Here is a 21,993-nt window from a genome sequence, read left to right as displayed (position 1 = left end):
GTGCCCGGGGGAAAACGGATGGCAAACACGATCGACGACCTTCTGCGCATCATGGCCACGCTGCGCGATCCGGTGCGCGGCTGCCCCTGGGATGTGAAACAGGATTTCGCCTCGATCGCGCCATACACGATCGAGGAAGCCTACGAGGTAGCCGACGCTATCGACCGCAAGGACCATGCCGATCTGCGCGACGAGCTTGGCGACCTGCTGCTGCAGGTCGTGTTCCACGCACGCATGGCCGAGGAACAAGGGCTGTTCGCGTTTGCCGACGTGGTCGCCGCGATCTGCGACAAGATGATTCGCCGCCATCCGCACGTGTTTCCCGACGCCGACGGCAACCTGCGCGGTATCGAGGACGCCGATGCGCAAACCGCCGCCTGGGAGGAATTGAAGCGGCGTGAGCGCGCCGGCAAGGGCGACGCGGACATGAGCGTGCTCGCCGGCATTTCACGCGGCCTGCCCGAATGGCAACGCGCGTACAAGTTGCAGAAGCGCGCAGCGACGATCGGCTTCGACTGGTCCGACCCCGCTCCCGTGCTCGACAAGCTCGAGGAAGAGATTGGCGAGGTGCGCGGCGAGCTCGCGGCCGCGGCGCGGATCGGCGCCGATGACGCCGCGGCGCATGCCGCCAACCATGTGCGCCTGGCCGACGAGATCGGTGACGTGCTGTTCGTTGCGGTCAATCTCGCGCGTCTCGCCAAGGTCGACTACTCGCAGGCGCTGCGCGGCGCGAACGCGAAGTTCGAGCGCCGTTTCCGGCGCATGGAAGCGTTGGCGCAGGCCGAAGGCGCCCGACTCGATGGCAAGTCGCTGGCCGAACAGGACGCCTACTGGAACCGGGCCAAAACCGAGGACAAGGCCGGCCTGCTGTAGGACACGTCGCCGCTGCGCTCGCCGGCGTGCGCAGGCGCGCCGGTGGACCGGACATCAGACCAGCGCCGCCACCATCACACGCTTGCCGTGACGCAGTTGCTCGTAACCGTCGAGCGGTACCGGCAACACGCGCGCGTCGCGGAAGCCGACCGCGCGCAACAGCCAGAGCAGGCCCTCGGTGCTCGGCGCCAGGCACACTCCGGTGACGCTGGCCTCGGGCGCGTGCGTCTCGTCGACCTCGTCGATGATGCCGAAGCAGCCCTTGAGCGGGCGCACGTATTCGTAGGATCCCCAGTCGACCATGCCGCTCATGTGCGGCACGACCTGGGTTTCGATCACGCAGGCGCGACGCGCCAGCGAGCGCGCGGCGCGCAGCGCGCCGACCGGGTTCTCCAGATGATAAAGCAGGCCGAACATGAGCACGAGGTCGTGCACGCCATCCGTTTCCGGAGTCAGCGCGAACACATCGCGCTGCCGCGCATGGATCGCACCCGACGCGTAGATGCCTGCCAGCAGCGCGGCGTCCTCGACGTGCTCGGCACGCGCGTCGACCGCTTCGACACGACCGAAACCGGCGCGCGCGAGCTGCAACGAAAACCAGCCTTGATGGCAGGCAATATCGATCGCGCTCAGCCCGCGGCGTTCCACGGGAAATTCGTCGGCGAGGAACGCGTCGAGCATGCTCGCGCGCGTGCGATGGATCGCATCGACGCGGCCGCCGTGCGTACTGACGAGTTCACGCCCGTCCGGCAGGGTCAGCGGATAGAACCATTGCTTTTCCAGCGCGCGCGCGTACAACGCATCGCGATCGGTGGTAACTGTAGACATTGCCGCTCCGTGTGATCAAGCTGCCGTATCGACGACGACGGCCCGCGATATTTTTCGCGGGCCCGCAGCTCGATCCCGTGCAGGGGCACAATGATAGCAAGCGCAGGCGAAAGCCAGCGAACGAGTGGAACCGACGCGACCTCCCCGGCCCGGGCCACCACCCCGGAAACCTGTGGACAGACTATTCGCTCGTCAGTTCGATACGTTTCTTCGGAGGGCCCTAGACGCCGAGTGCCTGCGCGACCTTCGCCTCGATCCAGTTCAGGTCGGGAATGATTGCCTGGTCGCTGCGCACGAGTACGTGCGCACTCGTTCCTGCCGCAAGCTGTTGGCCGTCGTCGGTGCGCACGAGCAGTTCGGGCGTGATCGTGGTCAGGCGCGGCAAGCCTTGCGAGATCAGGCCGAAATACGGCAATTCGTCCCTGCCATCCAGCGTTTTCAGCACGGCGACGCGCGCGCGCTTGGCGTCTTCCTGGGCGGCTGTTCCGGTAAGCATCGGCAACGAGACGAGCGGGATCGTGCGCTCGCGCCAACGCATGCTCCCCAGCAGCCAGGCCGGAGCGCCTTCGATCGCCTCGACGCCGGCCAGCGGCACGATTTCCGCGACGATGGCGTTCGGCAGCAGCATGCGCGCGCCACCGATCGTGATCAGGACGGCATGGATTTCACGCGGCAGGGCTTCGTTCATGCGGATTGCCTCGTCCTGACTACTGCGCCGTGCCGAGCAGGTCGCGGATGTTCGCGATCAGTTCGACGTCCTGGTACGGCTTGCCGAGATAGCCTTCGACGCCGATTTCCTGCGCGCGCTGGCGATGCTTGTCGCCGGTACGCGAGGTGATCATGATGATGGGCACCTGCGCCGTGCGCGAGTCGCCCTTCATGTGCTCGGCAAACTGGTAACCATCCATGCGCGGCATTTCGATGTCGAGCACGACGAGATCGGGGATGCGGTCGGCGAGCTTCTCGATCGCATCGATGCCATCTTTGGCCGTGACCACATCCATCTCCTCGCGCTCGAGCACGCGCGAGGTCGCCTTGCGCATCGTGATCGAATCGTCGACAACCATGATCAGGCGACGACGCTGCGCACGCGCGGCGACCGGGGGCGCGGCAACCGCTATGCCCTGCGCGCGCAGGCCCGCCACGCGGCGCAGCAACGGTGCGAGATCGAGAATCATCAGCACCGAACCGTCACCCATGATCGTCGCGCCGAGAATGCCGGGCACCGAGGTGATTTGCGGGCCAACCGACTTGACCACGATCTCGCGCGAGCCGAGCACATGGTCGACGCGCACCGCGGCGTGCTGGTCGCCGCTGCGCACGATCAGCAGCGGCACGTGCGCATCGTCGGCCAGCGCCGGCGAGACTTCGCCGAGCTGCGCGGCGAGCTCGATGATCGGGAATGCTTCGCCGGCATACGTGTATTCCGGGTCCTCCGCGGCAAGGCGCGCGTCGAGCTCGCTGCGCGGGACATGCACGGCCCCCTGCACCGCGTTCATCGGGATTGCGTAGCTCGCATCGCCCAGACGCACGATGATCGCCTGGGTTACGCCCAGTGTGAACGGCAGGCGCACGGTGAATGCGGCGCCGCGGCCCGGGTTCGATTCGATCGCGAGCGAACCGCCCAGCTGCTTGATCTGGTTGGCGACCACGTCCATGCCGACGCCACGGCCGGCGAGGTGGGTGAGGCTTTCCGCGGTGGAAAAGCCGGACGCCAGGATGAAGGCATCGAGCTCGCGGTCGCCGACCCGCGCATCGGCAGCGAGCAGGCCGCGCTCGATCGCGCGACGGCGGATCGCGGCACGGTCGAGGCCGCGACCGTCGTCGCTGATGCGCAGCACGGTCTCGGTTGCTTCGCGCGCGAGCGCGATGCGCACGTTGCCCTCGACCGGCTTGCCTGCGGCGAGGCGTTCAGGGACGTCTTCGATGCCGTGCACCAGGGCATTGCGCAGCATGTGGTCGAGCGGCGCCTTCATGCGCTCGAGCAGGGTACGGTCCATTTCGCCCTGCGCGCCTTCGACGCGCAGCAGCGCTTCCTTGCCGAGCGAGGTCGCGGTTTGGCGCAATGTGCGCCGCAGCGCCGGGACGAGCGAATCGAACGGCACCATGCGCGTACGCATGAGGCTTTCCTGCAGGTCGGCGCTGACGCGCGACTGTTGCATCAGCAGCGATTCGGACTGGCGCGTGAGCTGGTCGAATCCGACCTGGATCGCGGCAAGGTCGGACATCGACTCGGCCAGGCTGCGCGACAGCTGTTGCAACTGGCTGAAGCGGTCGAGCTCGAGCGGATCGAACGTCGACGCGTCACCTTCACGCTGGAAACGCGAGGCCATCTGCGCCTCGGCCTCGAGCTCGAGGCGCCGCATCTGTTCGCGCAGGCGCGACACCGTCGCTTCCATTTCGACGACGTTGGCGCGATAGCTGGCCAGCTGCTGCTCGAGGCGCGAGCGGTAGATCGCCACTTCGCTGGCGCCGTTGACCATCGCATCGAGGTGGGCCGCGCGTACGCGAATGTATTCGCTGCCGGCGAACACCGGCTCGGCGTCCTGTGGCGGCACGTCCGCGGCCTGGGCCGCCTCGCCGCCGGCCTCGGTTTCCACGGGCGATGCGGGCGCATCTTCGATCGCGGCCCGCGCAACGAATTTGCCGACCGCCCCGGACCCGGCCGTATCGTCGACGGTCCCGACGGCGGGCGTTTCCGGCGCTGCCGGCGAGTCGACGAAACCCGCGTGTGCATCGCCCTCGGACTCGCTGCGCGACAGCGCCTCGATGCGGGCGATCAACGCCGAAGGCATCCGCGTCGGCTGGCGCGCGGCCGCCGCCTGAACCAAGGCATGCAGGGTATCGAACCCTTGCTCGATCGCGTGCAGCATCGCGCCGTCGAACGCGCGGCCACGCTCGACCGTGTCCTCGAACAGCGATTCCATCGCATGCCCGAGATGGCCGATCGGCGCGAGCGCGGACATGTTTGCGCCGCCCTTGATCGTGTGCAGGTCGCGGCGCAACTCGTCGAGCAACCCGGTGTCACCGGGGGCACCACGCAGGCGCGGGACCAGCGTGTCGGAGCGATCGAGGATTTCCTGCGCTTCGAGGACAAAAATGTCGAGCAGGTCTTCGTCGATGTCCGGCACCGGGTGCATTTCGCCGTCGCCCGTCACCGCCCCGCGCGCGCTCGTCGCGAGCGCGGGCGGCTCGACCGGCGCAGGCGCGTCGGCGGCATGCGTCACCGCTGCGGAGTCAGGCGGTTCGGCAAACGCAACCGGCCCGACTTGCGATTCCGTCGGCAGCTCGGCTCCGCCTACCGCCGCAAGCGGCAGTTCCGTCGCCGCAACGCTTTCGATCTCGACCTCGGCCAACGGTTGTTCCGCGGCGAGTGCCGGCGGCGCGGCGACCGGCGAACCCGCCAGCACGGCGTCGTAGGCGAGGATCGCCGAGTCGAAATCGGCGACCGGCTGGGCAGCTGCGCTTTCCATCGGCAACTCCGCCGACGCAGCAACCTCCGTCGCCGCGATGTCATGGTGCGCGGACAGGTCGAGTGGTTCGGAAACTTCGGCCGCCGTTTCGCCGGTTTCGGCAATCGTCACGATCGCCTCCCCGGACTCGGCCGTGCCTGCATGCGCATCGTCCGCCGCAACCGCAGCCTGCGGCGCCGCCTCCACGTCCGCGGGCGGCTCGAGATCGTGGACAATCGCCTCGCCCGCGTGCACGCCCTCGCGCAGCGTAACGATGCGCGCCGCAAGCTGCGCGGAATCGGGCGGCTCGGTACCGCTTTCGAGCGCGACCAACGTCGACCTCACCTGCGCGGAAACGCTTTCGAGCACGGTGGCGCCATCGGCGTCGAGTGCGTGGCCGGCGTTGCGCGAACGCGCAAGCCAGCCTTCGAGCGGGGTAAGCAACTGCGCGACATGCGGCGCCTCGACCATGGCAAAGGCGCCATTGAGCGTGTGCACTGCGCGCACGAGATCTTCGCGGATCGCGAACCCCCGACCGCGCGCGACCGCCGCGTCGACGACGGCAAGATGCGCATCGGCTTCGCTGTGCAGCACTTCGAGCAGGAGTTGATCGACCTGTGGCGCGGACGCGACCGGTTCGGTCCGGGTTTCCTCGGCGGCGGACCCGTCAGTGTCGCCGGCAGATGCGAAGGCACTCGCCTCCTGCTCCGTCGGCTCGACTGCGGTGGCGATATCAATCGGATGCCCGCGGTCGAACGAAGGCTCCGCATCGACGGAGCGCGTCGCTTCGGCAGTCCGTTCGATCTCGACGTGGTGCTCCTCCACGACCGGCGTTCCGGCCACGACCGACTGCTCGGCCTCGACCGCGGACGCAACATCGGCCGGCATCTCGGTCACTGCGATGGACTCGCCTTCAACCAATGATTCCAACTCGAAACGTACGGGAGGCTCGATCGCGGCTTCGGTCGCAACGGGCTCCACCGCGACATTCGGCGCGATCGGCAGGATTTCGGCGGCCCGGACTTCCGGCATCGGCTCGTCGGCACTCGCCGGCGGCACGGGCATGGCCTCGGCAACCGCCGCGGCCGGCACGGACACGCTGAACTGGCTTTCGTCGATTGGCGATGTGTCGCCGGCACAGAGCCGGTCCACTGCGGCGCCGAAACCGTCCATCGTGAAGCTGGAGTGCTCATGCCGCGCGAAATCGTCGCGGTAGCGCGGCAACGCGCCGATCGCGTAGCCGACAACCTGCAACAGCGGCGGGCTCGCCGCGATGCTGCGGTCGAGTACGCGGTTGAGCATGCTCTCGACCTTCCAGGCGAAATCACCGAGTGCGAGCGCACCGACGAGGCGGCCCGAACCCTTGAGCGTGTGAAACGAGCGACGCACGATCTTGAGGTCCTCGATTGCCTCCGGGTCCGCGCGCCAAAGCGGGAAATGCTTGCGCAGGTTCGCGATCTCGTCGTCCATCTCGTCGAGGAAGACCTGGCGCAGTTCTTCGTCCACCTCGGGCAGCGCGGCAGGCACGCTCGGCGCGGCGGCAGGCACCGCGGCCGGGGGGGATACTGCCTCGGTGACCGCGACATTCGCCGCAGCGCCGCCACCCACGAGAATTACCTCGGGCCAGACCCCGAGCGTGGCGAGATTGTCGCACGCCATCTCGAGCACCCGATCGCGATTGCCGCGCTGCTCGCGTACGGCCTCGATGTAGTACTCGATGGCGGCTACCGCGTCGACAAATGCATCGATCTGGCCGCGCTCCGGCACCCGCCGGAAATCGAGCAATTCATGACGGACGTAGTGCACCATCGCATCGACGGGTTTGGCCGCTTCGCGCAGCCCGAGCATGTCGAGCGCACCGGCGACCTCGACGAGCAGGCGCGGCGTGGATTCGAGGTGGGCGTGATCCCACGGCGCCTCGATGAAGGCGACGATGGATTCCTTGACCTTGACGATGTTGACCAGCGCCTCCTGCATCAGCACGTAGAGCAGGCGCACGACTTCGGTACGCGGCACTTCGCTGGCCGGCGCGGCAGCCTCGGTCTCGGCCTTGGCGCCGAGACGCCCGATATGGTCGTCGAGCGAAGCTTCGACGATGAGCAGCGCGCCGGCGATGTCGAGCAGATTGCCCTCGTTGGCCTCGACTTCGCCGTTGACAATGCGGTAGATCGCGTCGCGTTGCTCGCCCACCCGCTGGCGCGGCTGCCCCATGCCGAGCATGCCGAAGGTATCGGCAATGCCGCCGAGCGTCTCCGCCTGCGCCGCCAGGTCAGCCGGATTGCGCCGCGACGAGTGCAGGTAAACGTTCAGCGTTTCCTTGACCCGCAATAAATCTTCGCGGATACCGCCGGCAACCGTATCGAGCAACGCGCGGTTATGCCCGGAGATCGAGCCGTGCGCATGCTCGAGTTCTTCCTGGGTCGGAAGAAGATTGTCGAGGTTGTAGAATTCGACCACGGCACGGGCGCGCTCGCCCCGCGTGTTCGCGTGGGCCAGGTAGTAGAGGAGGTTCTTGACCAGATCCTTGGTCTGCGCGGATGCAAACGCCGCCTCGCCGTCGTCGATCAGACGCTTGATCTCCCGGTCAAGCTTGCCGAACAGCAGCTTGACCGCGACGCTCGCCTCGATCGCGCCGTCCTGCACGCCTTCGGCCACGGCGCCGGCAATCCACCACAACCTGCGCGAGGCGTCGTTGCTGCTGCCGGAGTAGAAACTTTCGAGGATGCTCGCGATGCGTGCGAGCGGCGCCGAGGACGCGGGTTCGCGTATCCAGCGCAGCAGCGAATGGCCGTAGTCGTTGCGCAGGCTGCGCGCGTTCGAACGCAGGATCTCGGGATGCAGCGGCTTCTCCGGCCGCGCCGGCAATTCCGCATCGATGTTGGGCGCAAACAGCACCGACTCGCTGAGCAGTCTCTCGCCGCGCGCCGCGCGCAGATCGTTGAGCAGCGGCAACAAAACGATCGGGATGTCCTTGTGGCCGCTCTGCAGGCGCTCGATGTAGTCCGGCAATTGCAGGAAGCCGCGCATCAGCACCGCATAAATGTCCTCGCGCGGCGCGATACTGCCTTCGGCGATGCCGCGCGCGACGCGCTCCATCTCCTCGGTCACGAGTGCGGCGCCGTAGAGCTCGACCATGTGCAGCGTGCCGTACGCCGTGTGCAGGCAGGCGGCGCATTCGCGCACGGCCTGCGCATCGGCCGGATTGTCGGCATAGCGCTCGAGCGCGTGGCGCGCTTCTTTCAATGTCGAATCGAGCTCGGGCTTGACCCAGCCGAGCGTCGTGAAATCGGTTTCCTGAGTAAGATTCATCGGCGGCGCGCCATCATTCTTCCGGCAGCTTGAAGTCGGCGACCGATCGGCGCAGGTCGGACGAGAGTTGCGCGAGGTTGCCGATCGACTGCGCGGTATGGCTGGCGCCCGATGCGGTTTGCGCGGTGATATCGGAGATCACGTTCATCGTCGCCGACACGCTCGCCGCCTCGGCCGACTGACGCTGCGCGGTGGTCGCGATGTTCTTGATCAGCGCCGCGAGGTTGCCCGACACGGTTTCGATTTCGCCGAGCTGGGTGCCCGCCTGCTCGGCGAGCTTGGCGCCGCTGACCACCTCGCTCGTGGTCTGCTCCATCGAGGCGACTGCCTCGTTGGTATCCACCTGAATCGCGCTGACCAGGGTTTCGATACGCCGCGTCGCCGCCGACGCGCGTTCGGCGAGACGCTGCACTTCGTCCGCGACGACCGCGAAACCGCGACCGGCCTCGCCGGCCGAGGCCGCCTGGATGGCAGCGTTGAGGGCGAGGATGTTGGTCTGCTCGGAGAGATCGTTGATCAGCTCGACGATGGTGCCGATTTCCTGCGAGGACTCGCCGAGGCGCTTGATGCGCTTGGACGTGTCCTGGATCTGTTCGCGGATCGAATCCATGCCGGCGATCGTCTGGCGCACGATCGACGCACCGCGGGAGGCGATGCGCACCGAGTTCTGCGCGACATCGGCGCTGTCCGCGGAACTCGTCGATACCTCGCGCGCCTGCGAAGCGATCTCGTTCATTGCGCCCGAGGCGCTGGTGATCTGGCGCGCCTGGTGCTCGGCCGCGTCGGACAAATGCAGCGCGGTAGCCTGGGTCTCATTCGCCGCGGCGGAGACCTGCACCGAAGTCTCGTTGATCGTGGTGACGAGCGAGCGCAGCGCATCGATCGCGTAGTTGACCGCGTCGGCGATCGTGCCGGTGAAGTCTTCGGTCACCGTCGCCTTGACCGTCAGGTCGCCGTCGGCGAGCGAACCCATCTCGTCGAGCAGGCGCTGAATCGCCGCCTCGTTGCGCTTGTTCAGCTCGGCACTCGATGCCAGGCGCGCACGCTGGTCGCGGAACAGCTTCAGGGCGAGGAAAAGCACCAGCACGATCGACAGGGCTGCGGCAGCGAGACCGATCCACAGGTTCGGGAACGTGCGTTTCGTGCCGAGCGCGGAAATGTGCTCCGACAGCGGATCCGCCTTGAACAGGAGCGTCTGCGAATCGATCGACGCCTTGTCCGCGGCCTGCTTGACCGCCTGCAGCGTCGGCGCCGCCTCGAACAGCTTGGTCACCTGCGGGGCCAGGTCAATCCATTGCTTGTTGATGTCGTTGAGAATCTCCTTTGCGCTGGCGTTGTCGAGCGCACGGATGTTGAGATCCGCATTGCCGTTGATCAGGCCGGCCAGAACCACGCCGTAGAACTGCGAATCACGTTGCAGGCCGGCCGCGGCGGACGGCGAGTCCTCACCACCCGCGACGATCGCCTGCGCGCGACGCTGCATGCGGTCGGCGTAGAGCATCTGGCGCGAGGCGATCATGACCTGGGCGCCCGCGGCGCCGCGCTCGGTGAGGATCTTCACCACCTCATCCATGCGCGAGTTGAGCACCGCGGTCTTGCGGTTGAAGTCGTCGGTGCTCGCCGCCGTACTGAGCACCTGCTCCTGGCTGTCGAGCACCTTGGACGCATCGGCCGAGAGCTGTGCCCAGGCCTGATCGAGCTCGGCGAAGTCGGCTTTCAGGCTCGCCTGCTCGGCATAGCCGCCCATGCCGGTACGCACGTCGCCGCTCTTCAGTCGCGTGAACAAGTCGGCGATCGTGTCACGCGAATGCTTCAGGCTCGCGAATGCATCCAGGTTGCCGCCGGCTGCGTCGCCGCTCTGCCGCGAGAGCTGCTGCGACAGGACCTGGATCCGCGTAACCAGCGCGCTCGCCTGAGCGTCCTGATTCGTCTTGATCGACAGATAAATGAAGTCGACCACCGCCACGACCATGCTGACGACAAGCAAGGCCACGAGCAAACCGTTCAGCCCGCTCGCGCGCTCGGCGCTTCTACCCGCCCCTGTACTCATCTACCGCTACCTCGCTGTTGCCTCGCCAACCATGCGGCCGGGAACCCCCTCCGCGGACAGAAAGAAACCTAGACCGCAGCCTGTGCGAACTCGTTTGCGCGAACGAGCGCCGCCATGCTGAACCGCCCCCACTGCGTGTCGCCCAGCGCATAGTGCTCGACGACGTAGCGTTCGACCGCGCCTCCGGCCGACGCCGGCGCGCCCACGCGCTGATCGGCGCTGAAATTGCGCTGGCCGACGACCTCGTCGACGAGCAAGCCCACGCTGCCGCCGCTTTGGCGCACGAGCAGCACGCGGCTCGAATCGGAAAGGCTCGTCTCCTCGCCCGCGAGGAGGCCCTTGAGATCGACCAGCGGAATCAGGTTGCCGCGCACGCTGGCGACGCCGAGCAGCCAGGCGCGTGCGCCCGGAACGCGCGTAACCACGGGAAAGGAAAGAACCTCATTGATCTCGGTCAGGCTCGAAACCAGATAATGATCGCCAATACGAAAGCCCACACCACGCCACAGATCGGAGGCGGACGCCTGCCCAGCAGAACCGGTACCGGCGTGCGCCAGACTGCGTCGCTCGTAGCCGGCGAGGATCTCGAAAGGGGATTTCACCGAATTGTTCATGCGCCCGTGCCGTCCTCCGAACTGCGCATGATCAGCGCACGACCGCGTGGCGGCGGATCGCGCCAAGCAACTCTTCGCGCGTGAACGGCTTGGTCAGATATTCTTCCGACCCGACCACGCGCCCCCGCGCCTTGTCGAACAGGCCGTCCTTCGAGGACAGCATGATCACCGGCGTCGCACGATAGGTGGCGTTGTTCTTGATCAACGCGCAGGTCTGATAGCCGTCGAGCCGGGGCATCATGATGTCGACGAAGATGATTTGCGGGCGATGATCGCTGATCTTCGCAAGCGCCTCGAAACCGTCGACTGCGGTGACGACATCGCAGCCCTCTTTCTTCAGCAGCATTTCGGCGGTGCGGCGGATCGTCTTCGAATCATCGATGACCAACACCCGCAAGCCTGCCAGTTCCGCCCCGCTTACTGCCTCTTCCACGCGCTTTCCTCCGACCTGCATGCATTGTTGTCGTCGTTCCACCTCAAACGACCGAGCGAGCCCCCGACTCCCTGATCGTTGCGTCCATCGCGACGCACGATACTCACGAACATTCGATCAGGTCTGCGGTTTAATCTCTAGCGCGCGGCTCTGTCAAGCGGAACAGCAACGAGGGCGCCTGGAATGCGCACCGGCACGACGCGGCATCATCGACGCCGTACTCAACCGGTTGTCTGCAAGCCCCCTGAAACTGGATGCTAGTATAGACAGCACGCAGCGGACGAACATGTGCGCCGCATCACGCTTTGACCGCGAATTCGCGCGAACACAACGTCGAAATGCAACACCGGATCAACCAACGGTAGCCGATGACCCCGACCCTGGCCGTGCTGATGGACCCGATCGAGGCCATCCACATCAAGAAGGACTCCACGTTCGCCATGCTGCTCGAAGCGCAGCGACGCGGCTATCGACTGTTCTATCTGACCCAGGGCAGCCTCGCCCTGCGCGGCGCGGAACCGTGGGCGCACGCAGCGGTGCTGGAAGTACGCGAGGATCCGCGCGACTGGTTCACCTGCAGCGAACCGGACTGGATCGATTTGCGCCGGGTGAACGTCATCCTTGCACGCAAGGATCCGCCGTTTGACTCACAATTCCTCTACGACACGATGGTGCTCGACCGCGCCCAGGCCGGCGGCGCACAAGTGGTCAACGATCCACGCGCGCTGCGCGACGCCAACGAAAAACTCTTCGCGCTGCATTTTCCGCAGTGCATCGCGCCTACCCTGGTCGCGCGCGACGCCGCCGCGATCAAGGCGTTTGCGCACGAACACGGCCGCATCGTGCTCAAACCGCTCGACGGCATGGGTGGGCGCAGCATCTTCCTCAGTTCCGGCGACGACCCGAATCTCAACGTCATCCTCGAAACGCTGACCCGCGAGGGCCGCGAATTCGCCATGGCGCAGAAATTCATTCCCGAGATCAAGGCTGGCGACAAGCGCATCCTGCTGATCGACGGCGAACCGGTGCCGTATGCGCTCGCGCGCATGCCGCAGGGCGACGAATTTCGCGGCAACCTCGCGCGCGGCGGCAAGGGTGTCGGTGTGCCGCTCTCCGAGCGCGACCGCTGGATTGCGGCGCAGGTCGCCCCTGAACTCGTGCGCCGCGGGCTGCGCTTCGCCGGCCTCGACGTGATCGGCGATTTCCTCACCGAGGTCAACGTCACCTCTCCGACCTGCATCCGCGAACTCGACGCACAGTTCGGCCTCAACATCGCGGGACAACTGTTCGACGCGCTCGAACGCGCCGCGCCGCGCACGTGAGTACGCCCGCGTCCGCCAGCGGGGAGCGTCTCTCCGTAACGATGCTGTTCTCGATCATCGCCCATGCGGTGATCGTGCTCGGCCTCACCTTCGACTACGCCAAGCCGGCGCCGCGCCTGCCCTCGCTCGATGTGATCCTGGTCCAGTCGGCGACCGGCAAGAGGCCGGAAAAGGCCGATTTTCTTGCCAACGCGAACAACGAAGGCGGCGGCAGCAGCGACAAGGCCGTACGCCCGACCGACCTGGTCAGCGCGCCGGTGCCGAAACCTCAACCCGGCATTGCGCCGATACCGGTCGAGACCGGCACGCGCGCGCCGCAACCGCCGAGCGAACGCGAGCTGCTGACGCAGAAGAAGTCCGGCTTCGCCGTGCACACGCAGACGCAGGCGACCGAGCAGCCGGACACAGCCAGGCCCAATCCGAACGCGCTCGCCGAACGCAAACTCGAAATGGCGCGCCTTGCCAACGAGCTGCACAGCGAAACCCAGGTCTACGCCAAGCGGCCGAAGAAGAAATACATCTCGGCGAACACCAGGGAAGCCGCCGACGCGGCCTACCAGGCCGGCTGGGTTGCGCGCGTCGAGCGCATCGGCAACCTCAACTACCCCGACGAGGCCCGCCGCCAGCAACTGCAGAACGGCCGCACGCTGAGCCTGCTGCTCACTACCGGAATCCGGCGTGACGGCAGCCTCGCCAGCGTCGACATCATCCAGTCGAGCGGGTACAAGCTGCTCGACGAAGCCGCGATCCGCATCGTCCGCCTCGCCGCGCCGTTCCCGCCGCTGCCGGCGAACATGGACTACGACGAGCTCTACATCACCCGCACCTGGGAATTCCGGCCGGGTGCGGTGCTGAAGACACGTTGACCTCGGGAACCGGCAAGGCAACGCGGCGAGCGACCGCAGCTCGGGCGTCGCCGGGGTACGGTGGTTTGTTCCGTGCCTATCCGATCGGTTGCGGAAAGCAAGAAGAACCTGGACCACGAAGACCGCGAAGCGTGGCTCCGGATCATGGCTATTTCTGCTCCGTGATCTTCGTGGTTCGAACTTTTCATCTGCGGATCGCCGACTGATCGTACCAGCATGATTCGTTCCAGGGTTTGCTGACGCGGCGCACAGGCCCGTGCCTGTACAATCTCGGCATGCTTGCCCTCACCGCCCTTGCCAACCAGTTCCTGATCGCGATGCCGAACATGCGCGATCCGAGCTTCGTGCGCAGCGTCGCGCTGATCTGCCAGCACTCCGGCGAAGGCGCGATGGGCGTGATCATCAACCGCCTGTCCGAGTACCGCCTCGGCGACGTGCTCGCGCAGATGGGGCTGAAGACGCGGCTCGCCGAGATCGAGGACGCGCCGGTGCTGATCGGCGGCCCGGTCCAGCCCGAGCGCGGCTTCGTGCTGCATTCGGCCGAGGGCGTCTGGGAATCCTCGTACCGCATTTCCGAATCGCTCAGCGTGACGACGTCGCGCGACGTGCTCGTCGCGCTCGCCGAAGGCCACGGCCCGCGACGCGCGATCGTCGCGCTCGGCTACGCCGGCTGGGGCGCGGGCCAGCTCGAGGACGAAATCAAGCAGAACGCCTGGCTCACCGCCGAACCCGACCAGCGCATCCTGTTCGATGTCGCCCTCGAGCAGCGCTGGGAGGCTGCGGCGAGGCTGATCGGGGTCAATGTGGCGAACCTTTCCAGCCAGGCCGGGAATGCGTAGCAAGAGCCGGAGCGCGGCGCAGCAAGCAGTGGCACCGAACGCGCCGATTTGGCCATCACGAGGTTCAAGCGACGAACATGCCTCCTAGTTCCGCCCCGCCCCGCCAGCCCTGCGTCGTGCTCGGCTTCGACTACGGTGCGCGTCGCATCGGCGTCGCGGTCGGCAACCGCGTGACCGGCAGCGCACGCGCGCTCGAGGTCGTCGGCAACGGCGCCAATGGACCGGACTTCGCGCGCATCGCCGCACTGCTGCGCGAGTGGTGCCCGGACGTGCTGCTCGTCGGCCTGCCGCTGACGCTCGATTCGGGCGAACAGGCCAACAGCCGCAACGCGCGCGCCTTCGCCGCCATGTTGCACGAGCGCCATGCGCTGCCGGTCGAGATGGTCGACGAACGCCTCACTTCGCGTGCCGCATCCGATCGTTTCGCCGAACGCCGCGCCAGCGGCTCGGCCAGGCGCAAACATGCCGCTGCGCTCGATGCGGTCGCGGCGGAGATCATCGTCGAACAATGGTTGAGGGAGCAGGGATAGCAAGCGCCGAAAGATTCACCACGAAGACACGCAAGCACGAAGAAGTGCGAAACGCCCCGCAACGGCTTTTCTTCGTGACTTTTCGTTCGTGATCTTCGTGTCTTCGTGGCAACTCTTTTTTGATTTCACTAACGACATAGCCGAATCAGCACGATGCAAAACCTTCAACTCACCGCCGATGTGCGCCTGCGCCATCTGATCACGCTCGCCGGCTTGCCACGCGCGGTCGTCGAACGCCTGCTCGACCGGGCCGAGGCGATGCGCCGCGACAGCGACGGCGGCGCGCGTCCGCTGGATCTGCTCGCCGGGCGCACGCTGATCAACCTGTTCTTCGAGCCGTCGACGCGCACGCGCACTTCGTTCGACCTCGCCGCGCAGCGGCTCGGCGCGCTCGTCATCAACTTCGACATCGAACGCTCGTCGACTGTCAAGGGCGAAAGCCTGCTCGACACCATCCACACACTCGAGGCGATGCATTGCGACGCCTTCGTCGTGCGCCACAAGGAATCGGGCACGCCGGAAACGATCGCGCGCAACCTGCGCTCCGACGCCGCGGTGCTCAACGCCGGCGATGGCAGCCACGCGCACCCGACCCAGGGCCTGCTCGACGCGTTCACCCTGCGCCGACGCATCGAGGATTTTCCCAGACTCAGCGTCGTCATTTGCGGCGACATCCTCCACTCGCGCGTCGCGCGCTCGGACGTCGACGTGTTGCGTACCTTGGGCGTGCGTGACCTGCGCCTGTGCGCGCCGCCCGAGTTACTGCCCGAATCGAACTCGGGCGCGTTCGCGCAATGTTCGTTCGTGTCCTCGCTCGACGAAGCCGTCGCCGGTTGCGACGCGGTGATCATGCTGCGCCTGCAGAAGGAACGCATGGAAGCGGCGGCGATTCCCTCGGAAGCCGACTACTTCGCCCGTTACGGCCTCACCCGCGCACGCCTCGCGCGCGCGAAGCCGAGCTGCGTCGTAATGCACCCGGGCCCGATCAACCGCAATGTCGAAATCGCCGACGATGTCGCCGATGGCGCGCAGTCGCTGATTCTCGAACAGGTAGCCAACGGCGTGTTCGCGCGCATGGCCGTGCTCGCCGAACTGCTCGAACGGCGCTGACGATCCGGCGCGACCGCTTTTCCCGTCGTTTCACGAAGACCTCCGCAATCCGCAGTCGAAAGGAACCTCCCGAATGAACAAGGCCGCTCGTCATACCGTTCTCGCGCTCGGCGCCGCCATCCTCGCCGCCTGCGGCAAGCCACAGCCGGGTGCCGGCCAGCCGCTCGCCTATGCCCCCGCGGATACGCCGTATGCCTGGGCCAATCTCGAACCGCAGCCGCAGTCGATGATCGATTGGTCGCAGCGCCAGTTGCACGCGCTGATGCCGCTGGTGATCGACATGTACGACGACCTGCTCAAGCAGCAGAAGGCGCTCGGCGCGCGCGAAACGAAGATTCTTTCCGCCGTGCTCGACGAACTGCGCGGCCGCGACACGCTCGACAAGCTGCGCGAACTCGGCTTCAAGCCCGATGCGCGCGTGGCGATCTACGGCGTCGGCCTGATTCCGGTGCTGCGCCTGGAGCTTGGCGACGCGGCCGCGTTCAGGGCGATGATCGCGCGCGTCGAGGGCAAGGTCGGCGAAAAGATTCCGACCGGCAAGACCGGCGAGCAGGAGTATTGGCAGTTCGGCGACAAGGACGTGCGGGTCGCGGTCGCCGTGCAGGGCTCGCACCTCGTCGCCACGCTGTGGCCGGCCGACGCGAACGACACGGTCAAGCAACTGCTGCTCGGCATCACCCGCCCGGGCAAAAACCTGCTCGATGCGGGCACGCTGCAGGCAATTGCGAAAAAGTACAATTATTCGCCTTATGGCGAGGGTTACCTCGATTTCGCCGCGCTGGTGCAGCGTCTATCCACCACGCCGACCGACGCCGATCTGGAGATCGCCAAGGCACTGAAACTGCCCGACGGCATCGCCAAGGACAGTCCGGTCTGCATCGAGGAGGCCAAGGCGATCGCGCAAAAATTCCCGCGCATCGTCGCCGGCGCGGAGAGCTATGCCCCGCCGCAGCTGCGCGTCGCGATGCAGTTCGAAACCGAACCCGCGCTCGCGCAGGCGCTGATGGCCGCGCTCGCACCCGCACCCGGCACCGGCGCGGCAGCCGAAGGCTTGTTCGACATCAGCCTGGCGACGCCGCTGCTCAAGCTCAAGGAGTTCTGGCTCAAGCAGGCCGATGCGGTGGCGGCGAAGCCGTTCGCCTGCCCCGAATTCGCTGATCTCAACGAGACGTTCGCCAGGTCGAAAGAGAAGGTCGGCGTGACCATCCCGCCGCCGTTCAGCGATTTGACCGGCCTGCGCGTGACCCTCGACAAGCTCGAACCGCGCAACGATTCCAAGGTGCCCGACGTCGCCGCGCGCCTGCTGATCGGAACGAACAATCCGCTCGCCGCGGTCGGCATGGCGCAGATGGCCGTGCCGCAGCTCAAGGACCTCACGATCACGATCGACGGCAAGCCGGTCGCGCTGCCTGCGAGCTTGCTGCCGGCCTCGGCGCAGCTGCCGCCGATGTGGCTGGCGATGACCGACAAGGCGATCGCGCTGGCCGCAGGCCAAGGCAGCGAGGCCACGCTCGGCGCCTACTTCGCCGCGCCGCCGAGCACGACACCGGTGTTCCTGCGCCTGCACTTCACCGGCGCGCTGTACGGCCTGCTCGGCAAGTACGCCGACCTGATGCAGGCGGCGATGCCGGCCGAGCAAAAGGCCCGGTTCGCCAAGCAGACCGAACTGTTCTCGCTGTACGAGAAAATGATCCGCGCCGGCGAATTCACCTTCGAGGCCAACCCGAACGGCATCGGCCTGCGCGAGACGGTCGACCTCGGCGAATAAACCGCCGCGGACACCGGCCCGGGCTGTTCCGGCCGATCTGACGGGCAGCGCGGATCCCTCGGTCCTGCCATGCCACCCCGACCGGGACGGCATCGTCGCGGACGCGGCGCCGCCGTGCGCCTGGACGCCGCTGACCCACGCGGCGTCGATCGGCTGCCCCACCGGCGTTGCGCAGCCGACCAACGCCGCAGCGCCCGCGACCGGGTGATGTTTGCCGTGGCGATCCGGTCATTCCTGCGCGAGACACGGCCGTTGCCGCCGCACGGATTGCCTGCCGCCCGGCCGCATCGAGGCCGGTCTTTGCCTAGCCCGGCCGGGGCACCCTCGGCAAACGCGGCCAACCGCCGGCGGGTATTCGGGCCCCGGCTGTAATCCTGCGGCCGCAATCGTGAATCGTATTGGTTGACGGGGCTTGATTGCCGTTGCGGCCGATCCTCGGCATGGATTTCACGCGCAGGGACGCACGTTCGCTCTTCAACCAACCACATGGGTGCCATCACTATGAAAATGTTGAATACAAAGCGATTTTTCGTACCTGCGCTGCTGGCCTGCGTCGTATCGACCGCACTCGGCGCAGCCGAGGTCGGCGCAGCCGCCCAGGCCGCGGCGGCTCAGCCCGCCACGATGACCAAGGTTCGCGAGGCTTCCGATGCGATCACCCCGGCACAGCTCGCACGCGCGCAGGCCAAGCTCGCGCATGCCACGCAGATTGCCGACCAGTTCGCGTCATCGGCGGCCGCTGAGGGCCTGCCCGCGCGTTGGCGCACGGAGATGGTCAACGCCCTGATGCAGAACCCGGAAAGCACCTTCGCGCAGGTGCAAGCCAAGGGCAACGTCAGCGACGCGATGCTGGCCGCAAACTCGCTCGGCAGTGGCAAGGTCGCCCCCGGCATACAGCCCGAAGTGCTCGGCGATGTGACCGACGATCTCACCTACATCCCGCTGGCTTCTCCCTGCCGCATCGTCGATACGCGCGTGGCCGGCGGCATCGTCGTCGGCACCATCGCACGGAATTTCGTGGTGTCGCCGAGCAATACCGGCCAGGGCGGCTCCGGCTGCAATCCGTGGACCGGCTACCTTGGCGGCGGTCTCGCCGGCGCGGTCGCGGTCAATATCACGGTCGACGCCAATGGCCAGTCCGCCACACCGGGCAGCTATCTGACCGCCTTCGCCACGGGCGCCGCGGTCCCCGCCACGAGTTGGCTGAACTTTGCCGGCGGCCAGGTGGCGTCGAATGCCGGTATCCTGCCGCTCAGCACCAGCCCCAGCTTCGGATTCACGGTTTTGACCTCGGCCACCACCCACGTGATCGTCGACGTCACCGGCTCGTTCGTGCGCCCGGCGGCAACCGCATTGACCTGCTCGAACGTTTACAACACCACGACTTCGACGGTCGTGTATCAGAGTTTTGCAAATTTTCTCGATGCCAGCTTTCCCGCATGTCCGGCGAGCACCACGGGCGTTGGCTACCTGTGGAAGTATTCCTCTGGCACTGGCGGCCTGGCAGTTTGGTACAACGACTACGGCAACGAACTGGGTCTGTCCTACGCTGCCTACAACCCAACTATAACCGGCACCAACATGGCTATTTATCTCGGCCGCCGGTGCTGTCAGGTTCCCGGCCGCTGATCTCCCTGGTTCCTGAAATCCGTTGAAACGATCATAAGCCCCGTATTCGCCTTGCAAATGGTAGGTGCCGGCTCCAACGAGCCGGCATTTTTTTGCCGCTCACCGCCCGTGGCGCTTCCGTCCCCGGGGTCGAGCGGAGCAAGCGCAGCCAAGCTTGACTTGGCGCTCAACTTGTCCGTTGCGCCTCGGTTACGTTGGGCACCGCCGACAAGCGCGCGAGCAGCGTGGACAACTGCTCGAAATCGGCGACGCGCACGGTAAAGTTCATCGTCACCAGGCCCGTGGTCGCATCGACCCGCGCGTTGACCGCGATCAAGTTGATGTTGGCCGTCGCGATGACGTTGGTCACGTCCTTGTGCAGGCCCTTGCGGTCGTAGCCGCGCACGACCAGGTCGACTTCGTAGTCCGCCTTGCGCGCGCGACCCCATTCGACCTCGATCGCGCGGCCGGGTTCGCGGGCGACGAGACGCGCGAAGCTCGCGCAATCGGCACGATGGATCGATACGCCGCGCCCCTGGGTGATGTAGCCGGCAATCGCATCGCCCGGCAGCGGCTGGCAACAGCGCGCAATCGTCGTCAGCAGGTTGCCGACGCCTTCGATGACGATCGCGTCCTTGTCGCCGGTCTGGACGCGACCTGGCGTGCGCACGGGTGCCGGCGCGACGGTGGGCGCAGCCGGCGCCTGCGCCTCGTGCAGCAGGCGCGCGACGTGACCGGCGGTGAGATCGCCGAGCGCTAGCGCGATGAGGAATTCGTCCAGCGTCCTGTAGTGGAACTTGCCTGGCAGCGAGTCGAGCTCGACGTTGTGCAACGCGAGCCGCTTGAACTCGCGCTCGAGAATTTCGCGACCGGCGGCAAGGTTGGTGTCCTGGTCGATCTTCTTGAACCAGGCGCGAACCTTGGCACGCGCGCGCTGCGTGGTGAGGAATCCCGACTGCGCGCTCATCCAGTCACGGCGCGGCTCGGCGGTTTTGCCGGTGAGGATCTCGACGCGGTCGCCCGACACCGGCTGGAACGCCAGCGGCACGATGCGTCCGTTGACCTTGGCGCCGCGCGTGCGGTGGCCTACGTCGGTGTGCACGGTGTAGGCGAAGTCGAGCACGGTCGCGCCGCGCGGCAGGTCGATCACCTCGCCCGCCGGCGTGAGCAGGTAGGCGCGGTCCTCGAGCAGGTCGGTCTTGAAGCCGGCGAGCAGCGTCGCCTCATCGCCGGACTCGTCCTTCGCCTCGAGCAGCGTGCGCATCCACGCGACCTTGCGCTCGAAACTCTCGTCGCCCTTGCCTTCCTTGTACACCCAATGCGCGGCGACGCCGCGCTCGGCGAATGCGTGCATCTCGTGGGTGCGGATCTGCACTTCGAGCGTCTTGCCTTGCGGCCCGACGACCGCGGTGTGCAGCGACTGGTAGTTGTTGCCCTTGGGCCGCGCGATGTAGTCGTCGAACTCGCTCGGGATCGGCGGCCACAGCGTGTGCACGACGCCGAGCGCGGCGTAACACGCGGCCACGTCGTCGACGAGCAGGCGCACCGCGCGAATGTCGTACAGCGCCGAGAAATCGCCGCCCTTGCGCTGCATCTTCTTCCAGATCGAATAGATGTGCTTGGAACGACCGGCGATGTCGACCTTGATCCCGGCCTTGTCGAGCGCGCCGCGCAGCGTGCGTATCGTCGTCTCGATGAAGCTGTCGCGCTCACCGCGGCGCTCGTCGAGCAGGCGCACGATGCGCCGGTACGTATCGGGCTGCAGGTAGCGGAACGCGAGGTCTTCGAGCTCCCACTTGAGTTGCCAGATGCCGAGCCGGTTGGCGAGCGGCGCGTGGATGTCGGCGGTGAGCTGGGCCAGCTCGCGGCGCTGCCCGGGCTCGAGCTTGTCGGCCGCGCGCAGGCGCGCGAGCTGGCGCGCGAGCAGGATGAAGACCACGCGCAGGTCGCGGATGATCGCGAGCAGCAGGCGGCGCAGTCCTTCGGCATTGCCGCCGCCGCTGCGCGCCGCATACAGCGCATCGACCTTGTCGGCGGCCTGCTGCCCTTCGAGCAGATCGCGCAGACTCGGCGGCAGTTTCGCCAGGCGCGCGGCATCGAGCGCGAAACCGCCCTGCCGCAACGTGTACAGCATGCAGGCGGCCAAGGTTTCGCGATCGAGATCGAGCGATTCGAGCAGTTGCAGCGTGGCGAGCAGTTCCGCCTCGACGGCGGCGCGGTTAGCCTCGTTTTCCGGCTGTGCCAGCGTCACCGAGGCGAGACTCATGGCCTCGGCATCATTGGCGACACGGGCCAGCCACGCAGCCAACGATGCGTTTTTTTGCGCAGCGGATTTCATCTGCGGATTCTACCGCCGCGCCGCGCGCGATGCCGAACACCCCGTGCGTGCGC

The 21,993-nt window shown here is 66.7% G+C and carries 15 protein-coding genes; 8 read left to right on the top strand and 7 right to left on the bottom strand.

Going from position 1 to position 21,993, the window contains the following annotated elements:
- Positions 1 to 18 precede the first annotated feature (18 nt).
- Positions 19 to 873: a nucleoside triphosphate pyrophosphohydrolase gene (gene mazG, locus AC16HO_RS00700; RefSeq protein ID WP_395644222.1), complete on the top strand. Its 855-nt coding sequence runs from the start codon at positions 19 to 21 to the stop codon at positions 871 to 873.
- A 54-nt stretch (positions 874 to 927) separates the two neighbouring features.
- Here mazG and AC16HO_RS00695 read toward each other — a convergent pair whose 3' ends face one another.
- The 6 genes from AC16HO_RS00695 to AC16HO_RS00670 all read right to left on the bottom strand — a co-directional run bounded on the left by AC16HO_RS00695 (position 928) and on the right by AC16HO_RS00670 (position 11,559).
- Entirely contained in the window at positions 928 to 1,701 is a 774-nt protein-coding gene (locus tag AC16HO_RS00695) for a class I SAM-dependent methyltransferase (RefSeq protein WP_395644223.1), read from the bottom strand.
- Between the two features lie 220 nt (positions 1,702 to 1,921).
- Positions 1,922 to 2,389 carry a chemotaxis protein CheW gene (locus AC16HO_RS00690; RefSeq protein WP_395644224.1) on the bottom strand — a complete coding sequence of 156 codons (468 nt, stop codon included), beginning with the start codon at positions 2,387 to 2,389 and terminating at the stop codon, positions 1,922 to 1,924.
- 19 nt (positions 2,390 to 2,408) lie between these two features.
- Positions 2,409 to 8,462: a hybrid sensor histidine kinase/response regulator gene (locus tag AC16HO_RS00685; protein WP_395644225.1), complete on the bottom strand. Its 6,054-nt coding sequence runs from the start codon at positions 8,460 to 8,462 to the stop codon at positions 2,409 to 2,411.
- A 13-nt stretch (positions 8,463 to 8,475) separates the two neighbouring features.
- Positions 8,476 to 10,512 carry a methyl-accepting chemotaxis protein gene (locus AC16HO_RS00680; RefSeq protein ID WP_395644226.1) on the bottom strand — a complete coding sequence of 679 codons (2,037 nt, stop codon included), beginning with the start codon at positions 10,510 to 10,512 and terminating at the stop codon, positions 8,476 to 8,478.
- Positions 10,513 to 10,580: 68 nt separating this feature from the next.
- Positions 10,581 to 11,126: a chemotaxis protein CheW gene (locus tag AC16HO_RS00675; protein ID WP_395644227.1), complete on the bottom strand. Its 546-nt coding sequence runs from the start codon at positions 11,124 to 11,126 to the stop codon at positions 10,581 to 10,583.
- Between the two features lie 31 nt (positions 11,127 to 11,157).
- Positions 11,158 to 11,559, bottom strand: a complete 402-nt coding sequence (locus AC16HO_RS00670) for a response regulator (protein ID WP_395644228.1) — start codon at positions 11,557 to 11,559, stop codon at positions 11,158 to 11,160.
- A 368-nt stretch (positions 11,560 to 11,927) separates the two neighbouring features.
- Between AC16HO_RS00670 and gshB the strand changes: the two genes are divergently transcribed.
- From gshB to AC16HO_RS00635, 7 genes are all read left to right on the top strand, one after another.
- Positions 11,928 to 12,881, top strand: a complete 954-nt coding sequence (gshB, locus tag AC16HO_RS00665) for a glutathione synthase (RefSeq protein ID WP_395644229.1) — start codon at positions 11,928 to 11,930, stop codon at positions 12,879 to 12,881.
- Positions 12,878 to 13,747: an energy transducer TonB gene (locus AC16HO_RS00660; protein WP_395644230.1), complete on the top strand. Its 870-nt coding sequence runs from the start codon at positions 12,878 to 12,880 to the stop codon at positions 13,745 to 13,747. The genes gshB and AC16HO_RS00660 overlap by 4 nt, the downstream gene beginning before the upstream one ends.
- Positions 13,748 to 14,022: 275 nt before the next feature.
- Positions 14,023 to 14,586, top strand: a complete 564-nt coding sequence (locus AC16HO_RS00655) for a YqgE/AlgH family protein (RefSeq protein ID WP_395644231.1) — start codon at positions 14,023 to 14,025, stop codon at positions 14,584 to 14,586.
- A gap of 77 nt (positions 14,587 to 14,663) precedes the next feature.
- Positions 14,664 to 15,116: a Holliday junction resolvase RuvX gene (ruvX, locus tag AC16HO_RS00650; protein WP_395644232.1), complete on the top strand. Its 453-nt coding sequence runs from the start codon at positions 14,664 to 14,666 to the stop codon at positions 15,114 to 15,116.
- A gap of 153 nt (positions 15,117 to 15,269) precedes the next feature.
- The gene (locus AC16HO_RS00645) at positions 15,270 to 16,226 is read left to right on the top strand and encodes an aspartate carbamoyltransferase catalytic subunit (protein ID WP_395644233.1); all 957 of its coding nucleotides are present in this window, start codon (positions 15,270 to 15,272) and stop codon (positions 16,224 to 16,226) included.
- A gap of 73 nt (positions 16,227 to 16,299) precedes the next feature.
- Positions 16,300 to 17,994 carry a hypothetical protein gene (locus AC16HO_RS00640; RefSeq protein WP_395644234.1) on the top strand — a complete coding sequence of 565 codons (1,695 nt, stop codon included), beginning with the start codon at positions 16,300 to 16,302 and terminating at the stop codon, positions 17,992 to 17,994.
- A gap of 501 nt (positions 17,995 to 18,495) precedes the next feature.
- Entirely contained in the window at positions 18,496 to 19,623 is a 1,128-nt protein-coding gene (locus tag AC16HO_RS00635; RefSeq protein ID WP_395644235.1) for a hypothetical protein, read from the top strand.
- A 166-nt stretch (positions 19,624 to 19,789) separates the two neighbouring features.
- Here AC16HO_RS00635 and AC16HO_RS00630 read toward each other — a convergent pair whose 3' ends face one another.
- Entirely contained in the window at positions 19,790 to 21,940 is a 2,151-nt protein-coding gene (locus tag AC16HO_RS00630; RefSeq protein ID WP_395644236.1) for a RelA/SpoT family protein, read from the bottom strand.
- Positions 21,941 to 21,993: the final 53 nt, after the last annotated feature.

Source organism: Rudaea sp., assembly GCF_057139185.1.
Note: the sequence above shows the minus strand (reverse complement) of the source record. Positions and strands in the feature narration are given on the sequence as shown.